At 37.6% G+C, this 16,896-nt stretch carries 18 protein-coding genes and 1 pseudogene; 7 read left to right on the plus strand and 12 right to left on the minus strand.

Annotation, left to right across the window (positions count from 1 at the left end; genetic code table 11):
* Positions 1-122: 122 nt before the first annotated feature.
* Positions 123-1,943, plus strand: coding sequence for a nitrate- and nitrite sensing domain-containing protein (locus MLC44_RS08955; RefSeq protein ID WP_434657004.1), 1,821 nt, complete (start codon positions 123-125; stop codon positions 1,941-1,943).
* A gap of 49 nt (positions 1,944-1,992) precedes the next feature.
* On the opposite strand, the gene MLC44_RS08960 is transcribed toward MLC44_RS08955, so the two are convergent.
* From MLC44_RS08960 to MLC44_RS08970, 3 genes are read right to left on the minus strand one after another with little or no spacing between them, the layout of a single operon-like run.
* Entirely contained in the window at positions 1,993-3,006 is a 1,014-nt protein-coding gene (locus MLC44_RS08960; RefSeq protein WP_346388947.1) for a transporter, read from the minus strand.
* Between the two features lie 49 nt (positions 3,007-3,055).
* A complete protein-coding gene (locus tag MLC44_RS08965; protein ID WP_346388948.1) occupies positions 3,056-3,334 on the minus strand; it encodes a hypothetical protein in 279 nt (92 codons plus the stop codon).
* Positions 3,335-3,368: 34 nt separating this feature from the next.
* The gene (locus MLC44_RS08970) at positions 3,369-4,184 is read right to left on the minus strand and encodes a ferritin-like domain-containing protein (RefSeq protein WP_346388949.1); all 816 of its coding nucleotides are present in this window, start codon (positions 4,182-4,184) and stop codon (positions 3,369-3,371) included.
* Positions 4,185-4,224: 40 nt separating this feature from the next.
* Here MLC44_RS08970 and MLC44_RS08975 point away from each other — a divergent pair, with 40 nt between their 5' ends.
* Both MLC44_RS08975 and MLC44_RS08980 read left to right on the plus strand, forming a co-directional pair.
* A complete protein-coding gene (locus tag MLC44_RS08975) occupies positions 4,225-4,818 on the plus strand; it encodes an MBL fold metallo-hydrolase (protein ID WP_151900021.1) in 594 nt (197 codons plus the stop codon).
* A 9-nt stretch (positions 4,819-4,827) separates the two neighbouring features.
* Complete coding sequence (locus MLC44_RS08980; protein WP_346388950.1) at positions 4,828-5,427, plus strand: class I SAM-dependent DNA methyltransferase; 600 nt, start codon at positions 4,828-4,830, stop codon at positions 5,425-5,427.
* 18 nt (positions 5,428-5,445) lie between these two features.
* Here the strand turns inward: MLC44_RS08980 and MLC44_RS08985 are convergent, their stop codons facing one another.
* Together MLC44_RS08985 and cmoB are read right to left on the minus strand one after the other, a co-directional pair.
* Entirely contained in the window at positions 5,446-5,937 is a 492-nt protein-coding gene (locus MLC44_RS08985; protein ID WP_346388951.1) for a PaaI family thioesterase, read from the minus strand.
* Positions 5,937-6,830 carry a tRNA 5-methoxyuridine(34)/uridine 5-oxyacetic acid(34) synthase CmoB gene (gene cmoB / locus MLC44_RS08990; protein WP_418640481.1) on the minus strand — a complete coding sequence of 298 codons (894 nt, stop codon included), beginning with the start codon at positions 6,828-6,830 and terminating at the stop codon, positions 5,937-5,939. Before cmoB ends, MLC44_RS08985 begins: the two co-directional genes overlap by 1 nt.
* A gap of 61 nt (positions 6,831-6,891) precedes the next feature.
* On the opposite strand from cmoB, the gene MLC44_RS08995 reads away from it, so the two are divergent.
* Together MLC44_RS08995 and MLC44_RS09000 are read left to right on the plus strand one after the other, a co-directional pair.
* The gene (locus tag MLC44_RS08995) at positions 6,892-7,785 is read left to right on the plus strand and encodes a cation diffusion facilitator family transporter (RefSeq protein ID WP_346388952.1); all 894 of its coding nucleotides are present in this window, start codon (positions 6,892-6,894) and stop codon (positions 7,783-7,785) included.
* Positions 7,786-7,812: 27 nt separating this feature from the next.
* Positions 7,813-9,495 (plus strand): bifunctional diguanylate cyclase/phosphodiesterase, encoded by a 1,683-nt coding sequence (locus MLC44_RS09000; RefSeq protein WP_151900017.1) that lies wholly within the window; start codon positions 7,813-7,815, stop codon positions 9,493-9,495.
* On the opposite strand, the gene MLC44_RS09005 is transcribed toward MLC44_RS09000, so the two are convergent.
* The 4 genes from MLC44_RS09005 to MLC44_RS09020 all read right to left on the minus strand — a co-directional run bounded on the left by MLC44_RS09005 (position 9,490) and on the right by MLC44_RS09020 (position 12,441).
* Complete coding sequence (locus MLC44_RS09005; RefSeq protein ID WP_434579978.1) at positions 9,490-10,494, minus strand: tRNA pseudouridine(13) synthase TruD; 1,005 nt, start codon at positions 10,492-10,494, stop codon at positions 9,490-9,492. The two genes, MLC44_RS09000 and MLC44_RS09005, sit on opposite strands and share 6 nt — an antisense overlap.
* Positions 10,495-10,498: 4 nt before the next feature.
* The gene (locus MLC44_RS09010; RefSeq protein WP_434657007.1) at positions 10,499-11,596 is read right to left on the minus strand and encodes a PHP domain-containing protein; all 1,098 of its coding nucleotides are present in this window, start codon (positions 11,594-11,596) and stop codon (positions 10,499-10,501) included.
* A 41-nt stretch (positions 11,597-11,637) separates the two neighbouring features.
* Positions 11,638-11,766 carry a hypothetical protein gene (locus MLC44_RS09015; RefSeq protein WP_434657009.1) on the minus strand — a complete coding sequence of 43 codons (129 nt, stop codon included), beginning with the start codon at positions 11,764-11,766 and terminating at the stop codon, positions 11,638-11,640.
* A gap of 180 nt (positions 11,767-11,946) precedes the next feature.
* The gene (locus MLC44_RS09020) at positions 11,947-12,441 is read right to left on the minus strand and encodes a CDP-alcohol phosphatidyltransferase family protein (RefSeq protein ID WP_434657011.1); all 495 of its coding nucleotides are present in this window, start codon (positions 12,439-12,441) and stop codon (positions 11,947-11,949) included.
* Between the two features lie 95 nt (positions 12,442-12,536).
* Here MLC44_RS09020 and MLC44_RS09025 point away from each other — a divergent pair, with 95 nt between their 5' ends.
* Entirely contained in the window at positions 12,537-12,977 is a 441-nt protein-coding gene (locus tag MLC44_RS09025) for an adenylyltransferase/cytidyltransferase family protein (RefSeq protein WP_151900013.1), read from the plus strand.
* A gap of 29 nt (positions 12,978-13,006) precedes the next feature.
* Here MLC44_RS09025 and MLC44_RS09030 read toward each other — a convergent pair whose 3' ends face one another.
* The 3 genes and pseudogenes from MLC44_RS09030 to ligA form a co-directional block, all read right to left on the minus strand.
* A complete protein-coding gene (locus tag MLC44_RS09030; RefSeq protein ID WP_434636471.1) occupies positions 13,007-13,828 on the minus strand; it encodes a bifunctional riboflavin kinase/FAD synthetase in 822 nt (273 codons plus the stop codon).
* A gap of 34 nt (positions 13,829-13,862) precedes the next feature.
* Positions 13,863-14,579, minus strand: a complete 717-nt coding sequence (gene tlyA / locus MLC44_RS09035) for a 23S rRNA (cytidine-2'-O)-methyltransferase TlyA (RefSeq protein WP_434658874.1) — start codon at positions 14,577-14,579, stop codon at positions 13,863-13,865.
* A gap of 13 nt (positions 14,580-14,592) precedes the next feature.
* Positions 14,593-16,526, minus strand: a pseudogene (ligA, locus tag MLC44_RS09040) (NAD-dependent DNA ligase LigA).
* 101 nt (positions 16,527-16,627) lie between these two features.
* On the opposite strand from ligA, the gene MLC44_RS09045 reads away from it, so the two are divergent.
* Positions 16,628-16,873: a hypothetical protein gene (locus MLC44_RS09045; RefSeq protein WP_346388958.1), complete on the plus strand. Its 246-nt coding sequence runs from the start codon at positions 16,628-16,630 to the stop codon at positions 16,871-16,873.
* The last annotated feature ends 23 nt before the right edge of the window (positions 16,874-16,896 follow it).

Consider the following 16,896-nt stretch of genomic DNA (forward strand, 5'->3'; position numbering starts at 1 on the left):
TAAAATTAAGATCTAATTTTATTTTTAAAGGTTTTATAATAAATTCAACAACAATAATATCCAAACTTAAATTATTGGTATCACTGCCTTTAATCATTATATTTTTTGGATTTGTACTCTTAATGATACACAGCTATAACAATCTTCAAGGCCTTTCTCATCTTAAAAAAGACGCTTTGCATATACAAAATATTTCTCTTTTGATAAACTCTCTTCAAAAAGAGAGAGGCTACAGCAGCGGGTATCTTGGCTCCCATGGAACAAAATTTCAATCACTACTGCGTAAACAGCAAGAAAATACAGACAGTATATATGCTAAAATCATCTTTTTGCATGAAGATTATTCTCCCGACAAAAAGACACTTGCAAAACTCCGAAAAAAAGTCCAATCACTCTCTCTTAGCACTATAGATGCTTTTAACGAGTATACAAAAATCATATACCATCTGTTGCAAAATCATCTCATGATCACCAAAACAATCAAAGAAAAAGAGATTGAACAGATGTTTCATGCCTACACAAACCTGCTTTTTATGAAAGAAGCCGCCGGCAAGATGCGAGGTTCCCTCAGCGGATTGTTTGCCCAGAAAAAACAAAACTACCAACTTGTATTTACAGCTATGCATGCAAAAGGCGAGTATGATCTGGCACAGCAAAACTTTTTAACATATGCTTCTGATGAGATGATGAAAGAGTTTCATACAATTGCTCAGGGGAAAAATTATCAATGGCTGCAAAATGTATTTAAAAAGTATACAAAACATCAAAATATTTCTGTCACACAGGATCCAAACGAATGGTTTGATAAAGCTACAGCTATTATAGAAGCATTTAACAGACTCCAAAAACTGGAATTTGCCAATATTAACAGTTTGATAAACAAATATGCCTCAAGACTCAAAATAGAACTGATTATAAATATTTTTCTACTGGTCCTCATCACTTTGATTATGCTTTTGCTTGGAGTCAAAATTAAAAACAGTATTTTGAGAAACTTAAAACTGTTAAGTGAATACAAAAATGCTGTTGACAGAAGCAGCATTGTTTCCAAAACCGACAGAAGCGGAAGAATCACCTATGTAAATGATAAATTCTGCATAATTTCAGGCTATACAAAAGAAGAACTTTTAGGAAAACCGCACAATATTGTCCGTCACAAAGATATGCCAAAATCACTGTTCCGGGATATGTGGCACACTGTTTTAGAAAAAAGAGCCTGGTCCGGCGTTATAAAAAACAGAAAAAAAGACGGAAGTTCTTACATAGTCGAAGTGACCATCAGCCCTATCTTAAATGAAAGAGGAGAAATTGAAGAGTTTATTGCCATCAGAAATGACATCACACAGATTTTACAACTCCACAAAGAGATAGAAGAGACGCAAGAAGATATTATTCTCAAAATGGGTGAAATTGGTGAAACACGAAGTCAGGAAACAGGTTTCCACGTCAAACGGGTAGCCTTATATTCTCAGATCTTGGCAAAACATTACGGCTTGGGGGAAAAAGAGACAAAATACCTCACTATTGCTTCTCCGATGCATGATATAGGCAAAGTTGCCATTCCTGATCATATCTTGAACAAAAAAGGCAAGCTGACACAAGAAGAATGGAAAGTGATGAAAACCCATGCAGAAATAGGCTATCAGCTCTTTAAAAACTCACAAAGAGAGCTTTTGAAAACTGCCGCAGTCATTGCGTATGAGCATCATGAAAAATATGACGGCAGCGGCTATCCAAGAGGTTTGCGTGGAAAAAATATTCATATTTACGGACGCATTACTGCGCTTGCGGATGTTTTTGATGCTCTTGGCAGTGAACGTTGCTATAAAAAAGCATGGGATGATGAAAGAATTTTCAAATTAATACAAGAAGAAAAGGAAAACATTTTGACCCTGAACTTGTCGATATTTTCTTTGAACATCTTGATGAGTTTTTACATGTAAGAGATAGCTACAATGATATGCACTCTTACACAAAAGTTTAGAAGAAGCTTTAAAAGCTTTTTCCAAACCCTATACTTGATTTGTAGTTTATATCATTTTGTATTCCGTTAAAATTCTGATAAAACGGTTTTGAAAATGTTATAAAAAACGAGTAACCGCTGTGCATGGCGACCTGTGTTCCTACAGTCGCAAAAACAACATGATGTCCTGTGTTGTAAGCGGTCTCACCGCCAAAATCATCTTTATACGCTTTTTCTCCGTTGATTTCAGCAAAAAGTGATACAGAATAGCCAAAATCTTCTTTTTCATCTGCTCTGCAAAACTTCTGATTATGCTGGTGCGCAAAAAGTTTGTATGAAAATGCTGCATTGTAGGTAAAAATATCCCCCAATTGACTCTCATCAACACCCTTTGTATTTTTTTTGTACAGTATGTTTGCATGCAAAGAGAAAGTGTCAAAATCTTTTGTCAGAGCAACTCCGGTAAAAAAGTCCCATGAGCCGCTTCCTGCCTGCAAATCCGCTTCAAGAACTTCTCCTGCATCTGCTATATCAGTTTTGCCTGTTGGTGCTTTTATTCCGGCTAAAAGAGCAACTTTGAACTCTTTGTCATACACTTTATACTGTAAAATTGTAGAAATATCGCCTATACCCTGAGCATTTCCATGCGGATGTACTGCATATAAACCATTATCTGCTTCACCTGCACGAACATTTATACGCGAAACATAGGGAAGTTGCATACTGAGTGTCAATCTGTCCGTGAGCCCGTAAGAGAGTGAGAGAGAATAGGAATCTATTGCATCAATATTGTGCAAATGACTTGAACCGTTTTGCATCGCTGATATTATGGTTTGATCAGAGAGTGTGTTGTTCTGGACACGCTCAGCATTTACGCCAATGTAGTAGTTTCCTTTTTGCATTGTATTTGCAGAAAGTGTATACGCGGCGCTCGAGCCACCCATTCCCAAGACATGCGAAGAGTTGCATGCCCATAAAGGCGTTATAGCAGCTGATGCTGCCAGCGATAGTATTTGTAATTTTCTGAAGAGTTTTTTTTGCATAAGTATCCTTATTAATAATTAAAAAATTTGAAACAGTTGTTTTTGAAAATTAAGAATAACTTGGGGGAGCTCTGGGATTACGAGGAGTGTAAATTTCGTTTATGTATATAAAAAGAGTAGAAACAGGCACAAAACAGAGTGTCTGCCCAAGTGTAGGAAGATAGACCGGTTCTCTTTGAATATCACCATCAAAGATATTGGAGGAGATACTGCATATCTGACAATCTTCATGTACTTCCAGGTCACTGTGGTGATGAAAAACCGCCATAAGTGTCGCAAGTACAAAAAGAGCGGCAAAGTATTTTCTGAGAATCTTTCTTATTATCATTTTTGAATTATAACATATAATTCATATCAAAAAATCAGCACACCTCTTTTTTTGCCATAATATTAAGTTCATTACATGTAAAGCCTGCTGCTTTTCTTGCCTCAAGATTTAAATTTTTAGGACGCAAAAATCCTTGCGGATAATATTTGTCTATAATTTCAAAATAGACATCTTTGTTTACACCCTCTTTTTCACAGGCATACTCAAACCAGACATCGCCCTTTTTCACATGAGAAACCTCTTCATCAAGGATTACATGTAAAGCATGTGTAATTTTTTCAAGCATAGTATTTTTTGGCATTCTCTGGATTTTTTGCAGTATCATCGGTGTAGCATCCAAGCCGTTGGCTTCGAGATAACGGGGAACTACTGCCATACGCTCCAATAAAGTCTGTGTTCGCTGACTTGCTTCAAAAAGAGCATTATGCACCTCCACATCGCCATACTTGCTCCCAAGTTCATGCAACAGTTCTTCAAGCAGTAAAAAATGGCGTATCTCATCATCTGCAACTTCCAGCCAGTCATCATAATATTTTTTTGGCATATTTGTAAAACGGTATGCCCCGTCCAGTGCCAGATCTATAGCAGAATATTCTATATGTGCTATGGCATGCAGCAAATTCACCTGTCCCTCTTTTGTTGTGAGGTTTGTTCTTTTTGGAACATCTTGAGGCGGTACTGTCTTACATGTAACACTGTATGAGGGTTCTGAAAACTCTTTTGCTTTGTACTCTGTTTCAAAAACGGCGTTCCCTGCTTTGTAATGCGCATAAAAATCATTAAATCTTCTGATTTTTTCTTTGGGTGATTTTGTCTGTAAAATTAACTCTAATTCTTTATAAAAATTCATACCGATATGATGCTATAATAACACTAAAAAAGAGATTATAATGCAGATAAAAAAACAGCCTATGGGACCGTATCAGACAAATTGTTATATTGCTACAGTTGATGGCAAAGATTTTATAATTGACCCGGGTGTCGGTGCCACTGGATGGGTCTTGAACAATGTCACAAATCCTGTAGCCATATTAAATACACACGGCCATTTTGACCATGTGTGGAGCAATGCAGAGCTTCAGGAGAAACTGGGGGTCAAACTCTACACACCAAAAGGTGACATTCCTCTGCTTCAAGACAATACCTGGATGCCGGATCTGCCGCCATCTACTCCTGATGTAGCCATTGAGGGTGACGAAGAGCTTGATTTTGACGGTACAAAAGTAAAATTTACCCATTTTCCGGGACACTGTCCGGGGTGCTCCACTATTGAAATCGGGCATGCAATGTTCAGCGGTGATTTTATTTTTCAAAGAAGTATCGGCAGAACGGATTTTCCTTACTCCAGCCCTGAAGATATGAAAAAATCTTTAGAAAAATTCAAACAGATTCCTTATGACAAAACTGTCTACCCGGGACACGGGGACAATACTTCGATCAAACAGGAACAGCAGTATGCAGACTACTGGATCAACCAACTCTAAAGGAAAATAATGCAAGATCATTTTAAAGAAAAAGCACAAAACTGGGACAGCGGTGACATACGTGTGAAGGGCGCAAAAACAATTGCTGATGCTATAGAAAAAGAGATACCGCTGAGTGAGCATATGGAGATACTTGACTTTGGCGTGGGAACAGGACTGCTTGGATTTAGCATTGCTCCCAAAGTAAAACAGGTTTACGGTGTAGACACCTCGGCAAAAATGCTCGAAAAACTTCAGGAAAAAAACACACCGCAACTGGCAATAAAAGCCTATCATCAAGATATTGTCAAAGAACCGCTCAAACAGCAGTTTGACGGACTTATCAGCTCAATGACACTGCATCATGTAAAAGATTTGGATGCTTTTTTTGCAACAATTTATAAAAACATTAAAAAAGGCGGTTTTATTGCCATTGCCGATTTGGAAAGGGAAGACGGAACCTTTCACTCGGACAATACGGGTGTGCACCATTTTGGATTCGATGCCCAAACACTGCGCGACATCGTCCAAAAACACGGATTTACAGATGTAAAAATACAAAACATAAATACAATCAAAAAACCCCATAAAGATTTTGGAATATTTTTACTCACAGCAAACAAAGAGTAAGAGGTGGACTGAACCTTTTTACTCTGGTGTTCCGCTCTTTTGCTCTTCCTCATCCAGCAGTTTGAGTTTTAAAACATGCTTGTCTGTTATAACAGTTTTAAATTCTCCTTCAAAAACTTTTATATCCAGAACAAAAGCCTGTACATGTACATTTCTTTTACGCCCTTCTTTATGTCTTACTTTTGCAACAACATCAACAACATCATGCAGTTTTACAGGAGAGAGAAACTGGCAGTCACTTGCTACCAAAACAACATTTCGCTCGTTTACTGCAAGCATAGCTGCATAATCAGCTGCACCAAAAATAAAACCGCCGTGAATCAATCCGACCTCATCAGCAAGCATATCAGGAATAGTCTCAAGGCTCAATTCCACATATCCCTCTTCCATCTTTATCACTTCACCACAAAGATTTTGGTTGACCTTTTCATGTGTTTGAATCATCACTTCATTTTCTGTATTTCTATACTCTTCAAGTTCTAATTCATCATCAAGTTGTTCATTTTTCATTATTTTTTATCCTTTATCAGTTTTACATAGACTCTTTGCGGCGCAGGATAGCCTTCTACTGTTTTTGTGTTATCATCCGGATCAAGGAAGTCTTCCAGTGACTGCCCCTCTATCCACTCTGTTTTACGCTGTTCATCAGCATCTGTAACAGAAGTACGTAATACTTTAAATCCATCAAATCCGGCACGCAGACACCAGTTTTTCAATGCTTTTATCGTCGGTACAAAATAGATGTTGGGTATTTTGGAGTAAGAAAACTCAGGACAGAGTGCCATCTCCTCATCGCCATCTATATAAAATGTATCTAAAATCACTTCGCCTTTTTTGTCCAATCCCTTATAGAGTGATTTTAGCATGGCAACAGGATCACTTCTGTGGTACAAAACACCCAAACAAAAAATCATATCAAATTTTTCGTCATATATCGGCAGATGTTCAACACCCAAAAGTTCATACACTATGTCACTTTTTACAAAATGATTGATGAAATCAAACTGTGTTTTATAGAGCGGTGAAGGATCAAAACCGACTAAAAGTTTTGGTTCGTCTTCTTGCATCCGAAACATATAGTACCCGTTGTTACAGCCTATATCGGCAACTCTTTTGTTTTTTAAATCAAAATAGGGTCTGAGCAGATTGTATTTTATATTACTTTTCCACTCACTGTCTATAAATGTTTCACCGATTTGAAAGGGTCCTTTGCGCCATGGCATCAGCATTTTTGCCGTTTCATACACTTTTTTTTCATCACAGACACCGCTGATTTTTACCACATCCCCAAACGTAGCATTGCATGTAACTGCCGCAAGGCTCTCAATCGCTTTTCTCAGGGGTGCTATGTTTTTCCACTGCATCCATTTTTGTCTCTCTTGTCTTAATTCTTCTAAGTTCATTTTATGCTTTTTATAGTTAAGTTTAAGTACAATTATATCTAAATAATAATTAAGGATTTTTATGCGATTAGAAAAGAAAGCGACCGTTGTTTCAAGCAGTGTGGCTACTGTATTGATACTGCTTAAACTCACTGTCGGAATATTAAGCGGATCTATCGCCGTTTTGGCATCTGCCATTGATTCTCTCCTCGATTTAACGGTTTCGCTCTTTAACTATTTTGCGCTTCACAATGCAGAAAAACACCCGGATGACAAATTTCACTTTGGACGGGCAAAACTTGAACCGCTTGCGGCTGTCATGGAAGGAACAATAATTTCGCTCTCGGCACTTTTTATTCTATATGAAGCAATTTCTAAAATAGTGCACCCAAAAGCAATGCAGCACATGAATGAGAGTATCACTGTAATGGTGGCATCTTTTGTCATCACAGGTTTTTTAGTCCTCTTTTTATCATATGTGGCAAAAAAAACAGGAAACATGGTTATAAAAGCCGATGCGCTGCACTACAAAACAGACATATTTTCAAACGGTGCTGTTCTTTTTGCACTTGTAGCCATCCAGTATACAGGAGAATATCTTATAGATCCTGTTTTAGGTATTGCCATTGCATTTTACATGATTTACTCTGCCATACCTATAGTAAAAGAAGGAGTTTTGATGCTTCTTGATGTTGCCCTGCCAAAAGAAGATATCGAAAAAATAGAAGAAATTCTCAAAAATGAAAAAGAGATTACAGCCTACCATTACCTGCAGACACGTGAAGCAGGTTCACATATCTTTATCTCTTACCATCTTGTCTTTAATGTGAGCATATCACTCTACGATGCCCATCTCATATCAGACAGGATTGAAGCAAAAATAAAAGGACTTTTTCCAGATAAAAAAGTCCATATCCTCACTCATATGGACCCATATGATGATTCTGACATCAATGAAGAAGAGGAAGAATGGTAATAAATAAAAATATGTTATAATTTGCACATGCCTATACAAGATATAAATAAAAACGAATTTAAAAAACTTTTTGAAATAGCGATGGATGTTGCACATGTCGGATACTGGGAATGGGACATAAAAACAAATGATGTCCTGTGGAGCCGGCAAAAAATCGAAATATACGGTGAAGATGCTGATGATTATAAACCCTCCTTTGAAAAATTTTTAAATGTAATTGATGATGAAACGAAGGCGATTGTCTTTAAAGAGATTGAAGATGTTTTAAGCGGGAAAAAAGACTTCTACAATCTCGAGCACAAAATTAAACTTAAAAATGGTAAAGTCGTATGGGTACATGAAAAAGCTTTTCTTGTAAAAGACAAAAATAACAAACCAATCAAAATGATTGGTATCGTTTATGATGTAACAGATAAAATTCTAGCCAAAGAAAAACTTGATTTAAGTAATAAATACGCTAAACACCTTGAAACACACGATCAACTCACAAACCTGCTCAATAAAAAATCTTTATTTGAAAATGTAGACACGCTCATAGCAAAAAAAGAAAAATTTTCACTTCTCTTTTTAGATATAGACAATTTTAAAATGTTCAATAATACATACGGACATATCCATGGTGATTTAATTTTACAAAAAAGTTCAGAAATTTTAAAAAGGTTATTCTCTGAAGATTTGTTATATCGCTACAGTGCAGATGAATTTGTTTTATTGCTTGACTCTTCTTATGACATTACTCAGGCACTTCAAAGTATAAAATTAACATTTATGAAGCCATTTACTGTTTCTGGGATACAGGTGAAAATAAATTTTTCCATAGGTATCTCAAAGTTTCCCAAAGATGCAAATAGTACTCAAAATATGATAACAGATGCAAATACTGCTTTACAAATAGCAAAAAATATGAAAAATGAAACTGCTTTATTTTATAACTCTGATATGGGAGACAATATAGCACAACAACATTTTGTTCTTGAAGAATTAGAAAAATCTGTTCAAAATGAAAGCTTCATTCCATACTATCAAGCAAAAGTAGATTCAAGAACAAAAGCCATACTCAGTTTTGAAGCACTTGTAAGAATGCAAAGTAATTCTAAAGTTATACCTCCAAGTTTGTTTTTAGGTATTGCAACTAAAAACAATATCATTAATGATATCGACTATATCATGTTAAAAAAATCTCTGCATCAATTAAGACAATGGCACGATATGGGGAAAAAAGTTTCAGTATCGGTAAATTTTACTACCGGAGATTTTAATAGTATGAGAGTTTTTAAACTTCTTGAAGAAAACAGTGACCTACTACAATACCTCACAATTGAGGTAACAGAAAATGAATTAATGAGCCTTAATATGCAAGAACTCCAATCCATTGATGAACTTAAAAACCTAAGTATTAAACTCTCTCTAGATGACTTTGGAACTGGATACTCATCACTGCAATATATTCATAAATTGCCACTTGATGAGATTAAAGTCGACAAAGCATTTGTTGATAAAATTCCTGGACATAAAAAGGATGAGGATCTTGTTCGAATTATAAAATCAATTGCCGATACCTTTAACTTAAAATGTGTTGTTGAAGGAGTTGAGACAAAAGAACAAATTGACTTCTTTAGCAACCTTGGTATTCATACTATCCAAGGATACTTCTATTCAAAACCTGTTGATGCCAAAACTGCTACAAAACTTCTTATAGATGGCTTATAATCTTTTTGCTTTAAAGTTTTTATTGGCGATATTTTCCAAAAAGACTGTGGCATAGGAACCTTTTGGCAGTGTAAAAGCAATGTTTAAAATATCAAAATGGTTTTTATACTTACATGTAATATCTTGCGGATAGACCAAAGCCGCCCGACGCATGCCTTTGTCATATAAAAACTCATCATCATATTTCGCTTCTATTGCTCTTGCCTCGCCTCTTGCACGGTACACATTCCGTCCGGGCAAAAGTCCTGTCGGTACTACTTTTTTTGCTTGGAAATCCTGTTGAGGAGTGTTTTTCGGCGTAAAAAGTTTTTCTTCATCTGAAAGATAAACATCCCCCTCTAAAAGCATAAACTTTCCGCCGTTTTTTTCTCTGCTCAAAAGAACTCTCTCTTTCAACCAGTCATTGAAATACAAACTCTGATAAATAGAAACAAGAAACTTTTTCAGCTTTGCATCGTTTACATGTAAATCTCCGGCTATCATCGCACGGGCCTGTTCTATTGAATCTTCATCCCGTCCAAATCTTTGATATCCAAAATAGTTGGGCAAGCCGTTTTTTTCACTTTTTCTAGCCAGCTTTTCAATACGTCCTGCTTCAATCTGTGAAACACCAAAAAGATTGATGCTAAAACGGTTTCCGGCCAGATCACCCATCCGTATGGAGTGGGTATGTCTTGTCGTATTGAGTATTTTTATCTGAGGATGCCTAAATTTTTTGAGCTGTTTTTCATACTTCGCTTCGACAGAAATATACTGTGTCGTTGTTGCATGTTTGTCTTTAAGTCCTGCATAGCCTATTTTTTCAGCAGGTATGTTGAGAAATTCGGCAAATGCGGCTATCATATCCCAGGTTGTGAGTTCTACTTTCTTTACATGTAATACAACAAAGTTACCATTGCCTTTAAATGCCAAAGGAATCTCATCTACTGTAAAGTCTTCCTTGTTTTGTTCAAATTTAAAATGTATGGTCTCTTTGTTTTCTAAATATTCTCTGTTCAAATGTCTACTTCTTTTTTATGCTAATTGTATCTAAAAAAAATGCATTTGCATGATTTTTTAATTTCAACTGTACCGCATCAATTTTTTTTTGAAAACTTGTCCCATTTATCAATTGGTCCATATAAAGTTTTGCCAATCTGCTTTTTAAACTGTTATGCTTTGGATAATACTCTTTGATTAAAAAATAAACATACTGTGCCAGTTCATCTTTTCCTATGAACTGATGTTCATTGTTTTCTCTTTTATAAACAGCACAGCTAAGCCCTTTTTTGATTGCATGAGTAATATTTTGAGCAGACCTTTCTTTTGCAAATACAATGCTAAAACGCTCTCCCACTTCATGATCGCTGTCATGCGCATCCGAATTGGCAAACGGTGCCAGATACTTGTGTTTGTTTCTGATTTGAAGCGCAGTCAGGTGTGTCATGTTGTTATACTCTTTGATTTTTTCCTCTCCAAAAACCTCAACACCGTCAAGATGCGAACTTTTAAGCATCTCTTTGTAAAAAGCCTGATGAAGATGGTACTTTCCGTCTCTGTATACCCAGTTTGGATGCGCCAGTATGGATACACCCTGTGCCTCTTTTATTTTTTCGATAACCCAAATGTTTTTTGCATAATGAAAAAGATCAATTTTTGTATCTATCTCTTCTTTTTGCAGTCTTTTGACAATATCCTGAAGCTCTTTTTCATATATTTCGCTCTTTTCTCTTTGCTTTTGGATAGATTTGTCTGCATTGACAGATAATATATGTCCGTTTCCCTGGGCAATTGACATATCTTTTTTCCCGCCGACACTCACTTCCTCACCGGGCAGTACCAAAATGTCTATATTGTTCTGTTGTACTTTTTCTATCGCCTCAAGAGAGCCTTCGTAGCTGTCATGGTCAGTAATGCTCACAAAATCCATCCCTGCCTGCAAAGAGGCCAAAGCCATTGCAAAAGGTGTTGTTTTACCATCAGAATACACAGAATGCATATGCAAATCACCCTTGAAAGGTCTTAACTGTATCATCTCTTTGTCAACGCAGTAAAGACAAACGGACTTAGACTCTTTATAGGTAAAATTGACTTTTACAATAAACTCTCCAAGATAGTTCATGGTGTATGCAAATACAATATGATTGTTTTGTACAGTATAGTCTATCTTGTCTTTATGATAATAATCCCCTCGGAGAGGACTTCTACAGATTCAATATTACTCGTATTTTTAAGAGTAATTTTGTAAGCGGTATTTTCATTTTCCACCACTACATTTGGTGTTATCTTCATTGATTTTCCTGTTTGTTTTTATAATTTTGGCATATTCTGTACTTGCTTATCTCAGAAAAAATCCGTATACAGCTGATATTCCAAGCGTATACATACCTAGCAGATAGACATTTCTTGGATTTCCGGAAAGTTTTGGTGTTTTAATTTCTGATACATTCAGTATCGCAAGAGTTACCCCGCTTATGTATAAAACGGCAGAAAAACTTCATGCGTAAAAAAACCTTCAAACAAAAAAATGAAAACCAAAATAAGACTGTTGTTATCCAATGCAAGTCCTGTATATTTTGTTCCTCCGGCAAGTCCGTATGTACTGAAATAACTGAGTCGTACAGCAGCCGCACTTATCATTATAAATGCGCCTATAAGGTATACAGGCTCAAAATGTCCATAACTCAAAAGCAATACAGCAGGCGTCACACCGTAGCTTACAATATCTATCAAAACATCCAACTGCCCTCCGAATTTCGCATCTGTAGAAGTTCTTCCTTTAAGCCTTCTGGCTACCAAACCATCCGCCCAGTCAAATGCAACAGCCCAAACCATACCAATCATAGCCGCATAATAAAGACCGGTGATACTAAAATAGATGGCTAAAAGTGTACAGGCTAATCCTGAAAGCGATAAAAGGTTGGGAATATCTCTCACATAAGAGAGAATCGTTGGTTGTTTGGTCATAAATTTAATCCTTATCAAATTTTTACTGAATATTAAATATATTTATGGTATTATATCTAAAATATCTTAATTATATTACAAAAGGAAACAAAATAATGATTATATATACTGTCGGAACTTTTGATTTATTACATGTGGGGCATCTGGCCTTATTAGAATACTGTAAAACACTGGGGAATACACTTGTAGTCGGTGTTGCATCTGATCAGGTTGTAAACTCTTACAAACCAAATGTTCCTGTTGTTCCTTTGGCCCAACGTATGGAGATGCTCAAAGCACTCAAATGTGTTGATGATGTAAGAGCATACCACGAACTTGAATATGTCACAGCCTGTGAAGCAGTAAATGCAGATATTTTTGTCATTGGAGAAGACTGGGGCGATCAACCGCATAATATAGCAGTAGAAGATTACCTCAAATCAAAAGACAGAAAAATAGTACAGGTCAGTTATAATCCACAGACTTCTTCTACAAAAATCAAGCAAAATGTTATTGCCCAACTACACAAGGGAAAATATATGGCACATATCCTGTAACAGTATAAAAGTTACAATAAAACTGATACTTACAATTCCAATCTTTTTAGCATCCGATTTGCAATCGTTATATCTTTTTTAATTGCCTCTTTTAAGTTATTTAAAGAGTCAAACTTCTCATTGTTTCGTATAAAATCAACAAAACTTATTTCAGCTTTTTCTTTACATGTAACCACACCGTCAAGTATGTGTGTCTCTACCGCAAAACTGCCGTCCGTTGTTATACGGTGTCCTATAAAACTTACCGAGGGATGAAAATGTTCTTCATCGTCAATGCGAGTAAGCGTTGCGTACACTCCCTCCTTCGGCAGTAAAAAACCCTTCACTCTCAGGTTGATTGTCGGAACAAGTTCCCGGGAGCCCAGACCCTGTCCGTCAACTCTTATACCGGTAATCATATAGTTGTGTCCGAGAAAATCATTGGCACCTTTTATGTCGCCTATTTGGAGTTTTGCCCTTATTTTATGCGAATGTACCGAATCGTTGTTATGTTTGACCTCGTCTACCACAACTACATCTCCTTTAAATAATTGTTTTAAATCTTCATAGGAATATTTTCTGTCTTTGCCAAAATGAAAATCATATCCCACAACTATTTTTTTTAATTTTGGAAACTTTTTTTGTAAAAAAGCAACAAAACCCTCTCCGTCCAAATGCCGTATATCATCAAGCTTCAGATAGACAATACGATGCTTTGTATAGCGTTGTCTAAATCCGTCAGGTGTCAGGTTGGCATATCCTGTTTCAATCACAACAATAGTACCGTTGTCATCAAGCTCACGAAAAAGTGCCTGATGCCCGATGTGCATTCCGTCAAATCCGCCTATGGCGATTGATGTGCTTTTTCTCATATTTGCACCTTCATTTTTTTCTTCTCTTTCAGCATTATAATATATCTTTTTTAAAGTGATAACAATACTCTAAGTTTCCCTCTTTCCCCGCAAGTTTTGAGGGAGATTTTTTCACCAACTGCCAGTTTTTCAAACGGCAGGCATCTTCAAACCTTTGCATTGCCCTCTCTATTGCCTTTGCATCCTGTACAACGCCGTTTTTGTCACGTTTTGCCTCTCTTCCTACTTCAAACTGCGGCTTAAAGAGCAAAATGATATCACCCGAAGCAAGCCTGTCAACAGCATCCAAAATATACAGCAAAGAGATGAAGGCAACATCACTGACAACCAGTTCAAACGGTTCATCCGCCTCAAACCGGCGGATATCACAGCCTTCATAAGTATTGACACGATTATCTTCACGCAAAGAGTGATGCAACTGTTCCCGTCCCACATCAACACAACTGACTTCCCGCACACCTCTCTCAAGCAAAACCTGGGTAAATCCGCCCGTGGAAGAACCGATATCCAAAGCTCTTTTATTGCTTACATGTAAATCCAGTTCATCCAAAAAATATTCAAGCTTCAAAGCAGCACGGGAAACATATCTTTTATGCTGCACCACTTCCACCCTGTCATCTTCTTCTACTCCAAAGGCCGGTTTTTTGACAGTTTTGCTGTTCACAAGAACCAGTCCGTTTTTAATCATAGCCTGCGCTTTGTTACGGCTTTCACTCAGGCCGTTTGCTACCAAACAGTTATCCAGTCTCATGGGAGCATCTCTCTCATTTCCTCTTCCGTAAGTGTTTTGACCCCAGACTAACCGCCTTGTCATACTTGCTGCCTGCATCTTCGCCATAAATAAGATAGTCGGTTTTTTTGCTTACACTGCCTGAAACTTTTGCGCCGAGTGCTTCAAGCTTCTCTTTTATAACAGGTCTTGGCTCGCTCATAGTTCCCGTGAGTACCACCGTTTTTCCTTTAAAAGGATTTTCTTCTGCTTCTTCTCTTTTTTTCGGCGGCACCGGCTGTAAAATCTCTTGAAGCTTAAGCACAGTATCTTCATTCACACGCATAAATTCCAAATAGCTCTGTGCCATCTCTTCCCCTATGCCGTCAATGCCTACAAGCTGTTCCTGCGTTACATGTAAATATGCCAGCCCGAAAGCTTCGGCTATCATTTTTGAAGCCACTTCGCCGATATGCTCGATTCCGAGCGCATTGATAAAACGCCACAGTTCACAGCCTTTTGCATTCTCTATGGCATTGAGCAGGTTTCTTGCTTTTTTCTCTTTAAAGCCTTCAAGCTTTAAGAGTTTTTCTTCACTCAAAGCAAATAAATCAAGTACGCTTTTGACAAGTCCCGCATTAAAAAGCTGCTCAACTATTTTACTGCCGAGTCCATCAATATTGAGGCACTGCTTGGAAGCAAAATAGATAATGGAGTTGACAACCCGTGCCTCACATTTGAGATTTTGACATTTTATAAGCACATCTTCTTGCAAGAGTTCGCTCCCGCAAACAGGGCAGCGTGTAGGACGGAGAACTTTCTTTTCATCTCCCCTGCGTTCCTGTGTCAATACTTTGACGATTTTTGGAATCACATCCCCGCTTCGCAAAATAATCACCTTGTCCCCTATACGGATGTCCATACGCTCTATCTCATCAAAATTATGCAGCGTCGCACGCTCAACAACTGCCCCCTCTATTTCTGTCGGCTCTACAATAGCCACAGGCGTTATCACACCCGTACGCCCGACCTGCAAAATGATGTCTTTTACGCGTGTTATCTTCTCGACTGCCGGAAATTTATAGGCCACTGCCCAACGCGGTACTTTTACCGTATATCCCATATCTATCTGCGCTGCGATTTCATTGACCTTGACAACCATCCCATCAAGCATCATAGGGTAACTCTCACGCTCCTCTTTCATACGTTCATACATTGCCTCTATCTCGTCATAGCCTTTTGTTACGGCACGAAGCGGCGGTTCGCGAAAACCGAGTTTGTAGATATAGGACATTTTATCGCTCAAAAGTTTATGCGGCAGAGTGTTTACACCGACACCGTAGGGCAAAAAGACAAGATTTCTTTTTGCGGTAATATTCGGATCAAGCTGGCGGAGACTCCCTGCTGCAGCATTACGCGGGTTGGCAAAAGGCGGTTCTCCCTGTTTGAGACGCTCTTTGTTGATTTTTTCAAACTCGTCCTTAAAATGACTACTTCTCCGCGAATTTCAATCAGCTCTTTATGCTCTATGCTCAAAGGAACCGTGCGAATCGTTTTGACATTTTGCGTAATCAGTTCACCCACTGTTCCGTCACCTCTGGTGATGCCCTTTTGCAGTTCACCGTTTTCATAGATAAGGTTGAGCGAAGCACCGTCATACTTTGGCTCACAGTAAAAGGTCACATTTTTGTCAAGCCGGTAGGTTTTTTCCAGCCATTTTTTCAACTCTTCGGCATTGAAAATATCTTCCAAAGACCACATACGCGAGAGATGACGCGCTTTTACAAAGCCCTCGCTGACGACATCTCCGACTCTTTGCGTAGGCGAATTTTTTAAAACATCTTCAGGGTGTGCCGCTTCATACTCCTCCACCTTCTTGTAAAGTCTGTCATACACCTCATCCGTCATAATCGGATCATCCAAAACATAATAATGATATGCCCACAAATTTAATTTTTCTACTGCCTGTTTATACTCTTGTTTATTCATACTGAAATATTATCTTAAACTTGCTAAAAAAACATCTAACCGCTAACAATCCGCTAATACAAAACTGCTATACTCCTCTTATAAAACATAAGGAGCGTAAGATGAAAAAGATACTCATTCTGTCACTATTATTAGCAGGCATAAGTTATGCAGATGAAAGTTTTGCCCAACATGAGGCACAAATGCAACAGATGCAAGAGCGAACTCAACAATATAACGGCAGCGGTTCAGGAGAGAAAAAGCAAAATAAATATCAATACAAAAAAGGTTCCCAAAATCAGGGAAGCGGTTCAGGTTCTCAAAATATGTACCAGGGTTCTCACGGAAAAGGCGGAGGGAGAAGGTAAATATTTTGCTCTGTAGACTTTTA

Origin of the sequence: Sulfurimonas sp. NW9 (assembly GCF_051132275.1) — a bacterium.
GTDB classification, from domain to species: domain Bacteria; phylum Campylobacterota; class Campylobacteria; order Campylobacterales; family Sulfurimonadaceae; genus Sulfurimonas; species Sulfurimonas hydrogeniphila.

What these genes read in the sequence shown, in the direction of transcription:
- MLC44_RS08955 (WP_434657004.1), top strand. Translation starts at nt 123, where the DNA reads ATGATACACAGCTATAACAATCTTCAAGGCCTTTCTCATCTTAAAAAA.
- MLC44_RS08960 (WP_346388947.1), bottom strand. Translation starts at nt 3,006, where the DNA reads ATGCAAAAAAAACTCTTCAGAAAATTACAAATACTATCGCTGGCAGCA.
- MLC44_RS08965 (WP_346388948.1), bottom strand. Translation starts at nt 3,334, where the DNA reads ATGATAATAAGAAAGATTCTCAGAAAATACTTTGCCGCTCTTTTTGTA.
- MLC44_RS08970 (WP_346388949.1), bottom strand. Translation starts at nt 4,184, where the DNA reads ATGAATTTTTATAAAGAATTAGAGTTAATTTTACAGACAAAATCACCC.
- MLC44_RS08975 (WP_151900021.1), top strand. Translation starts at nt 4,225, where the DNA reads ATGCAGATAAAAAAACAGCCTATGGGACCGTATCAGACAAATTGTTAT.
- MLC44_RS08980 (WP_346388950.1), top strand. Translation starts at nt 4,828, where the DNA reads ATGCAAGATCATTTTAAAGAAAAAGCACAAAACTGGGACAGCGGTGAC.
- MLC44_RS08985 (WP_346388951.1), bottom strand. Translation starts at nt 5,937, where the DNA reads ATGAAAAATGAACAACTTGATGATGAATTAGAACTTGAAGAGTATAGA.
- cmoB (WP_418640481.1), bottom strand. Translation starts at nt 6,830, where the DNA reads ATGAACTTAGAAGAATTAAGACAAGAGAGACAAAAATGGATGCAGTGG.
- MLC44_RS08995 (WP_346388952.1), top strand. Translation starts at nt 6,892, where the DNA reads ATGCGATTAGAAAAGAAAGCGACCGTTGTTTCAAGCAGTGTGGCTACT.
- MLC44_RS09000 (WP_151900017.1), top strand. Translation starts at nt 7,813, where the DNA reads ATGCCTATACAAGATATAAATAAAAACGAATTTAAAAAACTTTTTGAA.
- MLC44_RS09010 (WP_434657007.1), bottom strand. Translation starts at nt 11,596, where the DNA reads ATGAACTATCTTGGAGAGTTTATTGTAAAAGTCAATTTTACCTATAAA.
- MLC44_RS09015 (WP_434657009.1), bottom strand. Translation starts at nt 11,766, where the DNA reads ATGAAGATAACACCAAATGTAGTGGTGGAAAATGAAAATACCGCTTAC.
- MLC44_RS09020 (WP_434657011.1), bottom strand. Translation starts at nt 12,441, where the DNA reads ATGACCAAACAACCAACGATTCTCTCTTATGTGAGAGATATTCCCAAC.
- MLC44_RS09025 (WP_151900013.1), top strand. Translation starts at nt 12,537, where the DNA reads ATGATTATATATACTGTCGGAACTTTTGATTTATTACATGTGGGGCAT.
- MLC44_RS09030 (WP_434636471.1), bottom strand. Translation starts at nt 13,828, where the DNA reads ATGAGAAAAAGCACATCAATCGCCATAGGCGGATTTGACGGAATGCAC.
- tlyA (WP_434658874.1), bottom strand. Translation starts at nt 14,579, where the DNA reads ATGAGACTGGATAACTGTTTGGTAGCAAACGGCCTGAGTGAAAGCCGT.
- MLC44_RS09045 (WP_346388958.1), top strand. Translation starts at nt 16,628, where the DNA reads ATGAAAAAGATACTCATTCTGTCACTATTATTAGCAGGCATAAGTTAT.